General features: G+C 63.3%; 11 protein-coding genes. 7 read left to right on the top strand and 4 right to left on the bottom strand.

The genetic code is table 11. From position 1 onward, the window contains the following. Window positions 1-38: 38 nt before the first annotated feature. On the bottom strand, window positions 39-1,910 hold the full coding sequence (locus ACX80B_RS13540) for an amylo-alpha-1,6-glucosidase (RefSeq protein ID WP_459296999.1): 1,872 nt from the start codon (window positions 1,908-1,910) through the stop codon (window positions 39-41). Window positions 1,911-2,126: 216 nt separating this feature from the next. On the opposite strand from ACX80B_RS13540, the gene ACX80B_RS13535 reads away from it, so the two are divergent. The 4 genes from ACX80B_RS13535 to ACX80B_RS13520 are packed head-to-tail and all read left to right on the top strand — an operon-like array spanning window position 2,127 to window position 6,578. Next, the gene (locus tag ACX80B_RS13535; RefSeq protein ID WP_459296997.1) at window positions 2,127-3,182 is read left to right on the top strand and encodes a LacI family DNA-binding transcriptional regulator; all 1,056 of its coding nucleotides are present in this window, start codon (window positions 2,127-2,129) and stop codon (window positions 3,180-3,182) included. A 51-nt stretch (window positions 3,183-3,233) separates the two neighbouring features. Then, on the top strand, window positions 3,234-4,490 hold the full coding sequence (locus tag ACX80B_RS13530; protein ID WP_459296995.1) for a sugar ABC transporter substrate-binding protein: 1,257 nt from the start codon (window positions 3,234-3,236) through the stop codon (window positions 4,488-4,490). A gap of 58 nt (window positions 4,491-4,548) precedes the next feature. Next, window positions 4,549-5,661, top strand: a complete 1,113-nt coding sequence (locus ACX80B_RS13525) for a carbohydrate ABC transporter permease (protein WP_459296993.1) — start codon at window positions 4,549-4,551, stop codon at window positions 5,659-5,661. Next, on the top strand, window positions 5,661-6,578 hold the full coding sequence (locus ACX80B_RS13520) for a carbohydrate ABC transporter permease (protein WP_459296991.1): 918 nt from the start codon (window positions 5,661-5,663) through the stop codon (window positions 6,576-6,578). Before ACX80B_RS13525 ends, ACX80B_RS13520 begins: the two co-directional genes overlap by 1 nt. A 28-nt stretch (window positions 6,579-6,606) precedes the next feature. Here ACX80B_RS13520 and ACX80B_RS13515 read toward each other — a convergent pair whose 3' ends face one another. After that, entirely contained in the window at window positions 6,607-7,308 is a 702-nt protein-coding gene (locus ACX80B_RS13515; RefSeq protein WP_459297264.1) for a FadR/GntR family transcriptional regulator, read from the bottom strand. A 136-nt stretch (window positions 7,309-7,444) separates the two neighbouring features. Here ACX80B_RS13515 and ACX80B_RS13510 point away from each other — a divergent pair, with 136 nt between their 5' ends. The 3 genes from ACX80B_RS13510 to ACX80B_RS13500 are packed head-to-tail and all read left to right on the top strand — an operon-like array spanning window position 7,445 to window position 11,605. Then, window positions 7,445-8,818: an SLC13 family permease gene (locus tag ACX80B_RS13510; RefSeq protein ID WP_459296989.1), complete on the top strand. Its 1,374-nt coding sequence runs from the start codon at window positions 7,445-7,447 to the stop codon at window positions 8,816-8,818. A 53-nt stretch (window positions 8,819-8,871) separates the two neighbouring features. After that, window positions 8,872-10,071 (top strand): CaiB/BaiF CoA transferase family protein, encoded by a 1,200-nt coding sequence (locus ACX80B_RS13505; protein WP_459296987.1) that lies wholly within the window; start codon window positions 8,872-8,874, stop codon window positions 10,069-10,071. Window position 10,072: 1 nt separating this feature from the next. Beyond that, entirely contained in the window at window positions 10,073-11,605 is a 1,533-nt protein-coding gene (locus tag ACX80B_RS13500; protein ID WP_459296985.1) for a carboxyl transferase domain-containing protein, read from the top strand. 19 nt (window positions 11,606-11,624) lie between these two features. Here the strand turns inward: ACX80B_RS13500 and ACX80B_RS13495 are convergent, their stop codons facing one another. Next, complete coding sequence (locus ACX80B_RS13495) at window positions 11,625-11,993, bottom strand: hypothetical protein (protein ID WP_459296983.1); 369 nt, start codon at window positions 11,991-11,993, stop codon at window positions 11,625-11,627. A gap of 90 nt (window positions 11,994-12,083) precedes the next feature. Continuing rightward, on the bottom strand, window positions 12,084-12,824 hold the full coding sequence (locus ACX80B_RS13490) for a maleylpyruvate isomerase family mycothiol-dependent enzyme (RefSeq protein ID WP_459296981.1): 741 nt from the start codon (window positions 12,822-12,824) through the stop codon (window positions 12,084-12,086). Between the last annotated feature and the right edge of the window lie 20 nt (window positions 12,825-12,844).

Raw genomic sequence — 12,844 nt, 5'->3', positions numbered from 1 at the left:
AGCGTGCTGACTGACGGGCCGAGGGCTGACCGGCCGACCTACTTGAGGCCCCCGAGGGCGACGGCGATGGGCACGGCCGACGCGGCGGCCCAGGCTTGCGGACGGCAGGACGCCGGGTAGGCAATGGGCGGCCACGTCTTGTCGGCGGAGTCGCCGGAGAACAGTTCCGGCAACCGGTAGTCGAATCCATCGGCGGCGCGGAGCAAGCCCCTTGCCAAGGTTTCGGCCTCGTCGGCGAATCCGTCCCGAAGCAGCCCGGCGAGGATCATGGCCGTATCGTGCGACCAAACCGATCCGGCGTGATAACGCAGCGGCCAGTAGCCGCCGTTGGTCGTTGAAACCGTCCGGATCCCGTAGCCGGAGAACATCGTGGGGTGCATCAGCCTGCGGGCGATGGCGGCTTTCTCTTCCTCGTTCAGGATTCCGGTTCCGAGCAGGTGCCCCATGTTGGAGCTGACGCCGTCGACCGGTTTCTTCTCCGCGTCCAACGCGATCGCCGGGTACCTGCTCAATTCGTCCTCGCACCAGAACGAGGCGCGGAACCGTTCGGCCATTTCAGCCGCGTATTGGCGCCAGCGCCCGGCACCGGGACGGCCGAATGCCTCGAGCAAGGCGGCGCCGTCGATGGCAGCCTCGTACGCGTATCCCTGGACCTCGCACAGCGCTATCGGTCCTTCGGCGAGGGAGCCGTTGTGCCAGCGGATGGAGTCGCCGGAGTCCTTCCAGCCCTGGTTTGCCAGCCCGTGGCCGGTGGTGTCCAGATACTCGAGGAAGCCGTCCCCGTCGGAATCGCCATATTCGCCCAGCCAGTTCAGCGCCGCCTCCAGATTGTCCAGCAGCGCCTCGACCTCCGACTCGGGCATATCTGCCTGCCAGGCGTCGTGCAGCAACGAAATCCACAGCGGCGTCGCGTCAATGGTGCCGTAGTAGACAGGAGGCAGTTGGACGCCGTCGTGCCCGGCCACTTTCAGCGTCGTGCGGCGGACTTCGTGCAGGATTTTGCCCGGCTGCTCGGCGGTTTCGACGTCGGTTTTGGTGCCTTGGCGTGCGGCGAGCGTACGCAGGGTGCCGGCGGCAAGTGTGGTGTCCACCGCGAGCAGCATCCGCGCCGCAATCAGCGAATCGCGCCCGAACATGGTGTAGAACCAGGGCGCCCCGGCGGCGAGGAACACGTCGTCGGGCAATGCCCGGTCCGCAATGCGGAGGCTGCTGAGGTCGGAGAAGGCACGGTGCATCAGCCGCTTCAGCCGGGGATCGTCATTGACGACGGCGGGGGTCGGCAGCGGCCGCAGCGGCGTTCCGATGACAGGCGCGGCCAAATCCTGCAGCCGCAGAGTCCAGCCCGTCCCGGCTGTGGAGCCGGCCGCGATGTCGACGACCCAGTTCAAGGCAATGGTTCCGTCGGGGAAATCGACCTTTGCGCCGGGCGCCTCGAGACTCGCGGTAGTGTCGTCGTCCCGCCAGTTCCACGTGGTATCCGAGACCGCGGTCCGCCGTCCGGCGGTCCGGCCGTCCTTGATCTGTTCCATTGGCGTGTTGTCGGTGGTCAACGTGAGTCTCAGGTCCAGCCGCACGTCCTGCTCATGCGCGGATTCGATCCGGAGTTGCTCCGAAATCCCCTCAGTCGTGGCCCGCCGCTCACGCACTACGGTCACCAGCGGGTCCGCGATGCTCGAGGGAACCATCACCACGTAGTGGAAGTCGACGGCGGTCGCGGAGTGGACCTGCGTCGAAAGCCACCGCAGTTCATGTCCGGCGACGGAGAGGCCGGCTTCGGAAATTACGCGGTCATCGGAGCAGTAGATGCCTTCGGCGCCGCCCCCGATCTGGCCGTCCGAGGCAGACCACGCCTGATAGGGAGCAAGAAACACTCCGGGCAGGTTGTGGAGGAAGGGCTGCGTGGAGGCCATGGGCGGTTCTCCTGATCGACGGAAGGCGGGTCGCGGCTCGACGGGTAAAGGTCACGTTAGGGAAACGGTCCTTGACAAGTCGAATGCCGCGAATTCATTATGAATCTATCTTATTTGAACGATCAAATTTAAGAAGTGCATCACTGGTTTGAACGTTCATAGTTGAAGAATCACCTTATCGCAGGCCGGATGGCCACCAACCCGGAAGGAGGACCGATGACGCCGAAGCACACGCTAGTCACGCTGGCCAACGAGCTGGGCGTATCCCGCCAGACGGTTTCCAACGCGATTAATTCGCCGCACCGGGTCAAGCCGGAGACGCTGGAACGCGTCCGCGCCGCCATCGCGGAGGCCGGTTATCGTCCCAGCGCTGCCGGACGCCAGCTTCGGACCCGCCGGTCAATGGATTTGGCCATGCGTCTATACCCTTCCACCGACGGCATCAACGGCTCCATCCTCGACCGCTTCCTGCATTCGCTCACCGAATCGGCACAGCTGGAGGGGTACCGCCTGACCCTCTTCACGGCCGACGACGATGCCGACGAGATTTCGGAGTATGAGCAACTGCTCGATACGGCGGACCTGGATGGCTTCGTACTCACCAACACCCACCACGCCGACGCCCGGACCGACTGGCTGCTGGAGCGGGACGTCCCGTTTGTCGCCTTTGGCCGCCCCTGGAGTGCCACATCGGACCCCTTCGACGCCGCCCATGCGTGGGTTGATATCGACGGCGGCGCCGGCACCGCGGCTGCCACGGAGATGTTCCTGGCGCGGGGGCACCGCAAGGTTGGATTCCTGGGTTGGCCGGAAGGCTCCGGCGCGGGGGACGACCGCCGGAGCGGCTGGCGCAGGGCAATGGCCGCCGGCGCTGCGGATACCGACTTCGCCGCGTTGACCGTGTCAGTGGAGGACAGCGTGCGTAATGGCGCCCGCGGCGCGGAAGCACTGGTCGCGCAAGGAGCCACCGCCATCGTATGTGTCAGTGATTCGCTGGCCCTCGGTGCTGCCGCAGCCTGGCGGCAACTAATGCCGGACGCGGGGGAACCCGCCGTCGTCGGCTTTGACGACACACCGGTGGCTGCCGCCGTCGGGCTTTCCAGCGTTTCCCAGCCGATCGAAGCGGCGGCACAACACACTGTTTCGCTGCTGACCCATCAACTGACTGGCCACAACGGCCAGACGGAACCCGAACAGCACCTGCTGCTCAAGTCGGAACTGGTCCACCGCCGCTCCGACCCGTTCATCACCACAGGTGAACCGGTCTCCTGACGGAGCGCCGGCAGTTTAGAGAAGAGGAATCACACAATGAAGAGTGGACACATGACCTCGCGCGCGCGGCGGTTCTCCATCGCCGTCGCCGTCACCAGCACCGCAGCGCTCGCGTTAACTGCCTGCGGAGGCTCCGGCTTTGAGGACTCATCAGGGGGTGGCGGCGGGTCCGAAGAGGCCAGCAGTGGCGGGCCCATCAGCGTTCTGATCGGTTCCTCCGGCGCGGCCGAAACCGAGGCCGTCACGGAGGCGGTCAAGGAATGGTCTGAGGAGTCGGGCGTCAAGGCCGAGGTCCAGGTTGCCTCCGACCTCAACCAGCAGTTGAGCCAGGGATTCGCATCCGGTGAGCCGGCAGACGTCTTCTACCTCTCCAACCAGTTCGTTGGCTACGCCTCCAACGGTTCGCTGGAACCCTACGCCGAAGACCTGGAGAACGCGGACAAGTTCTACGAGGGCCTGCGCGAAGCGTTCACCTATGAGGATCAGTTTTACTGCGCACCGAAGGACTTCTCCACCCTGGCGCTGGTGATCAACACGGAAATGTGGAAGGACGCCGGGCTCACCGACGCGGATATCCCCACCACCTGGGATGAGCTGCGGGCGGTCTCGGAGAAGCTGACCACAGACAAGACCATGGGACTCGCGTTCAGCCCCGAGTACCAGCGTGTTGGAGCGTTTTTCGCCCAGGCCGGCGGCGGGTTGGTGTCCGACGACGGCACTGAAGCAACCGTGAACAGTGTGGCGAACGTGGAAGCCCTCAGCTATGTGAAATCCATGATGAAGGACGGCATTGCTGCCTATTCCTCCGATCTCGGTGCAGGCTGGGGCGGCGAGGCGTTCGGCAAGGGCATGGCCGCCATGACCATCGAGGGCAACTGGATTGCCGGCGCCATGAGCAACGACTTCCCAAAGGTTGACTATCAGGTTGCGGAGCTGCCGGCCGGCCCCGAAGGCATGGGCACGCTGCAGTACACGAACTGCTGGGGTATCGCCGCAGACAGCGACAACGTCAAGGGCTCCGTTGAGCTGGTGGAGCACCTGACTTCGGAAGAGAGCCAGATGGCATTCGCCGAAGCCTTCGGCGTGATGCCCTCGGTCGAGTCGCTCGCGGACCAGTGGAAGGCGGAATACCCGAAACTAGGGGCCTTCATTGACGGTGCCGAGTACGCGCAGAACCTGCCCTCGCAGGAAGGGGCGGCGGACGTGATCGCGGAGCTGAATGCACAGCTGGCGACGCTGCAGTCGTCGGATCCGCAGCAGATCCTCGACAGCGTGCAGCAGAACATGCAAGCGGTGGTGCAGGACTAGAAGCAACAGGGCGGGCGTCCCGGAGATGGGACGCCCGCCGGATCGGTAGTGCAGATTGATGGAAACCAAGGCACCACTACGTGCCCGCCTGCGTGCCCGCCGCGGTGGAATCCGGGGACGACAGGAACTGGCCGGCTGGCTGTTCATCACCCCGATCATCATCCTGCTGGGACTCTTCCTGGTGGTACCGGTATTGATGGCCGCCTGGGTGAGTGTCTCCGACTGGACCGGGCGGGGCAGCCCGCTGGCCGCCGACGTCGGATTTGTAGGCGCAAAGCACTACGCCGACATCCTGGCCGGGGGCGGTCTGGCCACGCAGGACTTCGGCACCTCGATCCGCAATAACTTCTACTACGTGGTCCTGGTGGTGCCCCTGCAGACGGCGCTGTCGCTTTTCCTGGCCATGCTCGTCAGCCGGCAAATCCTCAAGGGCCGCGGATTCTTCCGGACGGCGTTCTACTTTCCGTCGGTGACCAGCTCGGTCGCCATTACGGTGCTGTGGCTCTTCCTGTTCAGCGCGACCGGTGCCGTCAACAACGTGCTGTCCTGGTTCAGTATTAACGGTCCCAACTGGTTCCAGGATCCGCGCGGCGTCCTGCACCTCATCTACGGCGTTTTTGGGCTGGACAGTGCCCCGGCCTTCCTGATCGAAAACGATTTCCTCGGGATCAGCTGGTGGGAATGGATCGCCGGCCCGTCGGTTGCGATGAGCGCCTTCGTCCTGATGGCCATTTTCACCACCTCCGGGACGTTCATGCTGCTGTTCATTGCGGCCATCCAGAACCTCAGTGGTGAAGTCCAGGAGGCTGCTGTGATGGACGGCGCCAACGCCTGGAAGCGGTTCTGGCATGTGACCCTGCCAATGCTCAAGCCCACTTTGTTCACGGTGATCACGTTGGGGTTGATCGGTACCTGGCAGGTTTTCGACCAGATTTACACAGGTACCCAGGGCGGGCCGGCCAAAACGACGCTGACGCCGGCGTATCTTTCATTCAACGCCGCGTTCAACCAGCAGGAGTGGGGCCAAGGTGCGGCGATTGCCTTTATCTTGTTTGCCATCATCGTCTTCTTCACCGTCGTCCAGCGTTTCTTCCTCCGGGACAACGACGCCGTGCCACGGAACCGGCGGCGGAACAAGCAGGCCGTTAATGTGAAAGCCAGGGGCAACTGATGAGTGTCGAAATTGAGACCGGGCGTACCGGTGCCGGAACTGGAAGCACACCTCCATCGGCGCCGCGGCCTGCCGGAATACGCCGGCGGCGCAACCCGCTGTCGTCGGCCTGGACGGCCTACTTGGTACTGATCGGTCTTGCGGTCGTCTACATCATGCCGTTCCTGATCCAGGTTGCCACCTCCTTCAAGACCGAACCGGAAGCGGCGAGCAACCCGATCGGACTGATTCCACAGACCTGGACTGCTGCTGCCTACGAGACACTGTTCCAGAATTCGGATTTCCTGCTGTGGTCAATGAACTCGACCATCGTCACTGTTTTCGTCACGTTGGGCAGGGTCTTTTTCGACTCCCTTGCCGGCTATGCCCTGGCCCGGATCAAATTTCGCGGGCGGGGGCTCGTGTTCGCGCTGTTGGTGGCAGTTATGGCTGTTCCCGGCGTCGTCCTGCTGATCCCGAAATTTTTGGTGATCAACCAACTCGGCATCTACGACTCATACACCGGCATGATCGTGCCATTGCTGGCCGATGCAGCGGGTGTTTTCATCATGAAGAATTTCTTCGAGTCCATCCCGGTGAGCGTGGAGGAGCAGGCGCGGATCGATGGCGCAGGGGTCTTCCGCACCTTCTGGTCCATCGTCCTGCCGATGGCCGTCCCCGCAGTAATGACCATTGTCATCCTGTCCTTCCAAGGGTCCTGGAATGAGCTCAACCACTTCATCGTTTCCACCCAGAGTCCGGAGCTGACCACGCTCACCAAGGGCGTGGCCCAGCTTGCCTCCGGCCAGCTCAGCCAGGGAACGCAGTACCCGTTGAAGCTCGCCGCGGCGGCGCTCATGACGGTGCCGGTGGCGGTCGTCTTCTTTATATTCCAGCGCAAGATCATGAACGCCAGCGCCGGAGCCGTGAAGGAGTAATTACCGGCCGTTCAGGGAGTCCCGGCTGTTACTTGAGGAGTTCGACGTCGGACACCAGGGCGATATGATCGCGCATCGCTTCGGCCGCGCCATCAGGGTCCTGGGCCCGGATGGCATCGGCGATCGTATGGTGCGACGCCAACGATTGTTCCGGCCGGCCGGGCTGTCCCAGGGATTCGAGACGGGTTTCCAACACCATTTCGGCGATGAATCCCATCAGCTGCCCCAGCACGCGGGACCGTGCAGCAGATGTGATGGCCTGATGGAAAAGCTCGTCTCCGTGGGCTCCTTTACCGCCGTCGGAAATTTCATTCTTCATCGTTTCCAGTGCCGAATCGATAGCCGCCAGATCCTCGTCTGTCCGGCGTGTGGCTGCGAGGGCGGCGAGCTTGACTTCCAAGGTGCTCCTGGCCTCGGTAATTTCCGGAAGCCGGCTCTTGTGTTCCTGTAGTCCCTTGAGGACGGTGGCGATGCTTGGCCGGTACACCAGGACGGCCCCGGCTCCATGCCGGACATCGATAACTCCAAGAACCTCCAGGGCAACCAATGCCTGGGACAGCGTGGCACGCGAAACGCCGAGCCTGTCCGCGAGCTCCCGTTCGGCCGGCAAGTGGTCTCCGGGTACCAGCTTTGCAGTCTCGATGTAGCTGTACAGCTGCTCCACGAGCTGTTCGTACAGGCGGGGTCTCGCGACACGTTCCAAGGAGCCGGGTGCGGCATTTTTAGCGATGATGTCCCCCTTTGGACTGGATGGATTTCTATGAGCCACATTACATCCGGGTATTGACAAAGTGGTCAAGTGCACTACAGGCTAGTCCACTGAGCCTGTAATTCATGTCACGTATCTTATCCCTGGAGGAATAGAGATGTCAGCCCCCGTCTTATCGATCATCGTCCTGGCGGCGATGTTCTTGATTGCAACAATTCTTCCCATCAATATGGGCGCCCTCGGGTTCGTGGGCGCCTTTCTGCTTGGGGCCGTCTTCCTCGGGATGGAAACGGATGACATTATCGCCAGTTTTCCCGGCGGACTATTCCTGACTTTGGTTGGAGTGACATACCTCTTTGCCATCGCGCAGAATAACGGGACCATCGATCTGTTAATTCACTGGGCCGTGAAACTGGTCCGCAACCGGGTGGCGATGATCCCATGGGTCATGTTCGTCATCACGGCCATCATTACTTCGGTCGGCGCGCTCGGTCCTGCCGCGGTGGCGATTATGGCTCCCATCGCGCTCGGTTTCGCCGCGAAGCACAAGATCAGCCCGCTGCTGATGGGCATGATGGTCGTCCATGGAGCACAGGCCGGTGGTTTCTCGCCAATTGCTGTCTACGGAGTCATTGTCAACAGCATCGTGGCCGATACCGGGTTCGAGTACAGCCCGCTGGCGCTCTTCCTCTCCAGCCTCATCTTCAACTTCCTGATTGCCGTCGTCTTGTTCATGGTCCTCGGCGGGCGGAAGTTGCTCTCGACCCGGGTCGGACAAATGGTCGAGCGGGGCGCCGAAGCCCGAATGAACGCCAGCGTGGGCCATCGGATCAGCGGCACCAATCGTGCCGACGACGCCAAGTACGACGACTCCGAAGCCAAGTCCGACAAGTCCGCCGGTGCAGCGCCGGCCACTACCGATGCGAAGTCCGATAAGGCTTCGCAGTACACCACGATCGCCGGATTGATCATCCTTGCGATCGTGGCCCTGGGACTCAGCATTGACGTCGGGTTCGTCTCCATTACCATCGCGGTTATTCTGGCCCTCGTCTTTCCGAAAGCGCAGAAGGGCGCGGTCGACAAGATCAGTTGGTCAACCGTTTTGCTCATCTGCGGCATGCTGACGTTTGTTGGTGTCCTGCAGGAAGCCGGAACAATCGATTACGTTTCCGACGGCGTCGCAAGCCTTGGCATGCCAATGCTGGCCGCACTGCTGATTTGCTACATCGGTGCCGTCGTCTCCGCGTTCGCCTCCTCGACGGCAATCCTTGCCGCCCTGATTCCGCTGGCCATTCCGTTCCTCGAGTCCGGTGAAGTCGGAGCCATTGGTGTCATCTGCGCACTCGCAGTGGCCTCCACGATTGTGGACGTTTCCCCCTTCTCCACCAATGGTGCGCTGGTCCTTGCCAACGCGCCTGAAGGCACCGACCGGGACCGTTTCTACAAGCAGATCCTCTCCTATGGCGCCATCGTCGTCGTCGCGGGGCCGCCGATTGCATGGCTGGTCCTGGTGGTTCCCGGCTGGCTCTAAGGCCACCACGAACCTAAAGACAGTTGGAAGAAGTACGAGAAAGAGGGTTTGCGATGAACGCTGAAACTGGAACAAATGGACCGTTGTCCGGTTACCTGGTGGTGGATCTGAGCCGGGCGCTTGCCGGTCCACATGCGGGCATGATGCTCGGGGACCTCGGCGCCCGGGTTATCAAGGTGGAGAACCCGGCGTCCGGCGATGACACCCGCGGTTGGGGTCCGCCCTTTGTGGGGCCGGAAGACGACCCGCAGGCCACCTACTTCCTGTCCTGCAACCGGAATAAGGAATCCATCGCGCTGGATTTGAAGAGCGACGACGGCCAACAAGTCCTCCGCGAGCTGCTGGAACGGGCCGACGTCGTCGTCGAAAACTTCCGCCCCGGTGTACTGGACCGGCTCGGATTCTCGACGGCGGCCATGCATGAGCTGAACCCAAAGCTGGTGATTCTTTCCATTACAGGCTTCGGCCATGACGGTCCCGAATCCAGCCGCAGTGGCTACGACCAGATCCTGCAGGGCGAGGCCGGATTGATGTCGCTGACCGGATCCGGTCCGGATGATCCGCAGCGCGTAGGTGTTCCGATCGCCGACCTGCTCTCCGGGATGTACGGTGCGTTCGGAACGCTCGCCGCCCTGCTTGAGAGGGAGCGGACCGGTAAGGGCCAGGTCGTGCGGACGTCACTTTTGGCGGCGCTGGTTGGCGTGCACGCCTTCCAAGGCACCCGGACGACTGTCGCGGATGAGGTTCCGCACGCACAGGGCAACCACCATCCCTCGATCGCACCCTACGGGTTATTCAACTGCCGGGACGGGCAGGTGCAGATCAGTGTCGGCAGTGAGCGGCTTTGGTCGAGCTTCGCCCAGGCCTTTGGTCTGGATTCGGGTAAGCCGGAGTTCGCGACCAACGGGAACCGGGTCCGGAACCGGGCCATGCTGATCGAAGAAATTGAGAAGGCCTTCTCCGGCTACGACGCCGCCGACCTGCTGGCCAGACTCAATGAAACCGGAACACCGGCTGGCAAGGTCAGGACCCTTGATGAGGTGTATGCGTGGGAGCAGGTCCATTCGCAGGGGTTGCTGATCGATGTGGAGCACAGCGTCCTTGGCAAGGTCGGCCTGCCCGGCCCGCCGCTGCGGTTCTTCAATGAGGAGGCGGGGGAGACGACGAACAAGTCCCATACTGCTCCTCCAGTCCTCAACCAGGACGGAGACCGGATCCGGCAGTGGCTTCGCAGCGCGGCCGGAGACGAGTGAGATGGCTTCGCCCGGGAAAAAGCCGCACCTGACGGCAAAGGAACTCATCGACGTCGTACTCGACGCTGATTCGTTTATCCGGTGGGACACCGCCGTCGTCGATCCGGATCCCAGCCCCCAGTACCAGCGCGAGCTGGCCGCCGCCCGCGAAAAAAGCGGACTGGACGAGTCAGTCATAACCGGCGAAGGGTTGATCCGCGGGCGGCGGGTGGCGGTCATCGTCTGCGAATTCAGGTTCCTGGCCGGTTCCATCGGACAGTCCGCCGCTGACAGGATCGTCACCGCGGTGGAGCGGGCCACGCGGGAGAAGCTGCCCCTGCTGGCCGGACCGGCTTCGGGCGGGACCAGGATGCAGGAGGGCACTCTTGCGTTCCTGTCTATGGTCCGGATTACGGCAGCAGTGCGCGGGCACCGTCAGGCTGGGCATCCGTATCTGGTCTACCTTCGCCATCCCACCACCGGAGGGGTCATGGCGTCGTGGGGATCGCTGGGGCATGTGACCGTTGCGGAACCCGGGGCGCTGCTCGGGTTTTTGGGGCCGAGGGTCTACGAAGCCCTCTACGGCAAACCGTTTCCGGAGAACGTGCAGGTTGCCGAAAACCTGTTCGACAAGGGGCTCATCGACGCGGTGGTGCCGCCGGAGGAACTCGCCACCACGGTCGACCGGGCACTGAACATTCTCGTCCGGGAAACCACAGCGCCGGTTCCCGAGCCGGCCACCGTGTCGATGCAACCTTCCCGGGCGGAAGCATGGACGTCGATTCAGATCTCGCGGAACCGGCGGCGACCGGATCTGCGCAGGCTGCTCAGCGTCGGGGCGCAGGATGTGCTCCCGCTCAATGGCACCGGCCAGGGCGAAAACGACCCGGGGCTGTTGTTGGCGATGGCACGGTTCGGAAATCAGCCGTGCATTGTGTTGGGACATGACCGTCCGAGGCGCGCCGACGGAGCCATGGGCCCGGCGTCCCTGCGCGAGGCCCGCCGCGGAATGCGGCTGGCCGAGGAGCTCGGACTGCCGCTGCTGACCGTCATCGACACGGCCGGGGCCGCGCTGTCCAAGGAAGCCGAGGAAGGCGGCCTGGCCGGTGAGATCGCGCGATCCTTACACGACCTCATCGGTCTCGAATCTCCGACCGTTTCCGTCCTGCTCGGCCAGGGTGCCGGCGGTGGGGCGCTGGCACTGCTGCCCGCCGACCGGACCATTGCGGCCCAGCACGCCTGGGTCTCACCGCTGCCGCCCGAGGGAGCCAGCGCCATAGTGCACCGCAGCACTGAATTTGCCCCGGCCATGTCAGCCGCCCAGGGGGTGAATGTGGCCGCGATGTATGCCAACGGAATCGTCGACCATGTCGTGGACGAGCGTGACGACGCCGCGGACGAGCCCCGGGCGTTCTGTCAACGGATGAGTGCCGCGATTGAGTATGAACTCTCCGCACTCTCGGCGCGTCCCACCGAAGAACTGTTGCCCACCAGAATCAGGAAATACCAGCAGCTGGGACGCAACCGTCAGGACGACGGCGTAGCTCACGGTTAGGCGTTGGGCCCGGGCGAGTTTAGGAGTTGGCGGTCTTCCATCGGCGCGCGGAGATGAATGAACGCACACCCACGATGACGTAGACGAGCAGCAGCACGAAGGTGATCGTGCTGGCGATCACGGCGGCAGGACGCTCGGCGTCGCCGGCGATAAGGGCACCGATTTCCAGCACATTCATCAAGGTGCCTGCGATGCCGATGACGGCAAAGGCCAAAGCGATGTGGATGCCGATCTTCGGCTTCTTCATGGCGATGACGCCGGAGACCAAGATGATGGCGCCGAGGATCGCCGGGATCAGCGCCGTCCAGCTGGCGAACGCGGTGGCGATGTAGGAGATGACGCCGAGGGCGATGAGAACGACGCCGAGTCCGATGGTGATGCGGGGCATGGTGATCCTAACGTGCTGAGAAGGTGCTGAGACTGTTGTGTTAATCCGAATTCTACACGGCGTAGTAAACGTCGACCATGTTGGTGAAGGTCAGGTGGCTTCGGCCAGCCGCGTTCGCAGTTCGGCGACGGCGGCGTTGTCGGTCGAACCGGCAGGGAGTGGGCCGCGTCCCCACAGCCACAGCAGCACCTCGCTGGCTCCGCCGGAGATCCTGCCCTCCGGCGAGCTGCTGTCCTCCCATCGGATCGACACCGATTCCGGTTCCAGGGTTGCCGACCAGAACTTGCCGCCGCTCTCGATGACCACCGTGCTCTCGGTGGCCGAATCGTCGGGCGCGCCGCGGCCGAGCATTACGGTGAGCACTTCATCTATTCCGTCGATAGCCAGCTCCTCGTCAATGGCGACCGGCCGGTCCAAGGCTGTTTCGGCGTCGTGCCGGTGCATTGAGGTTTCATGGGCAAGACGGCGGATCCAGAAGCCAACGGTCTGGTCATCCTGCACCCAGGACTCCGCCGGGTCGGCCGGGTCGTGCGTATCGAACTGCTCATTGACCTGGTTATAGCCCTCCTCCAGCAGGGGCAGTGAATCCAGACGGAGCAATTCCTCCGGCAGCCACCGGCCCTTCGGCTTGATCCCGGTGCGCATGGTTTCGGCCTTCTGCAGAAAGACCAGAGCGGTGTGCCGGGCCAGATCCTCGCCGGTCCAGCCGGGGCAGGACGGCACGGGGGCGGTCAAGGCTTCTCCGGCCGCCGCGTGCAGCGCTGGGAAGTCGCGGGCCATCAACTCGCGGTAGCGGGACAGCGGCAGGGCGTAGGGGTAGGTCGGCGTCATCTTCCTTAGTGTAGGCAATG

This window comes from Arthrobacter monumenti, assembly GCF_054511255.1.
The sequence above is the reverse complement of the archived record's forward strand: the minus strand, read 5'-3'. Positions and strand labels throughout refer to the sequence as shown.